This is a genomic window from Rhizobium ecuadorense (assembly GCF_001187535.1).
GTDB lineage: Bacteria > Pseudomonadota > Alphaproteobacteria > Rhizobiales > Rhizobiaceae > Rhizobium > Rhizobium ecuadorense.
Genome location: NZ_LFIO01001019.1, coordinates 1 through 535 on the forward strand (window position 1 = coordinate 1; position 535 = coordinate 535).

The 535-nt window shown below is 61.5% G+C and carries 1 protein-coding gene and 1 pseudogene; both read right to left on the reverse strand.

Going from position 1 to position 535, the window contains the following annotated elements; translation table 11 throughout:
- Window positions 1-124: pseudogene (locus tag AF337_RS45520) on the reverse strand (ATP-binding protein); the annotation flags it as partial.
- Between the two features lie 2 nt (window positions 125-126).
- Window positions 127-535: putative quorum-sensing-regulated virulence factor (locus AF337_RS18525; protein WP_193393638.1), on the reverse strand; the 409-nt coding region annotated here is incomplete at its 5' end.

Below are 535 nucleotides of genomic sequence, written 5' to 3' on the forward strand. Positions count from 1 at the left end.
CGAGCGTGGTCTTTCCAGTTCCAGCAAAACCGAAGATCCGGAATATCGGCCGCTTGGCGGCGGCATAGTAGAACCACCCGGCGACGGTATCGATGGCGGCGGATTGAACGGGCGAGAATTGCATTTTCAGAAATCCCGATCCCAGGAGCTTGAGCGTGGGCGCACCGTCGGCGCCGACGCCTTGGCGGCGGTTCGACGGTTGATCTCGTTCTGAGCGGCCGTCTTTACGCCCTTGCGGAGGTCGGACCTGAGGATCCAGGACAGATAGCCATCCGGGATCTCGGCAAATCGCTTTCCTCTGTGCTCGCCGAACGGCATCTTGAGCGGCACAGTGCCGGGGTCAGAGAGGCCGAGCATCTCTTCGATCGTCAGGTGCTTGATCAATTGCAGGAAGATGCCGGCAGAGACGGCGGCATCGTAGCCAGCGCGGTGCGCCTCGCCCTCGACCTCGATGCCGAGGTAGCTTTTTAGCGTTTCGTTCTTGTGGTTCGGCGCTTGCGGCCAGACGTGGCGAGCGCATTCGAGCGTGCAGATC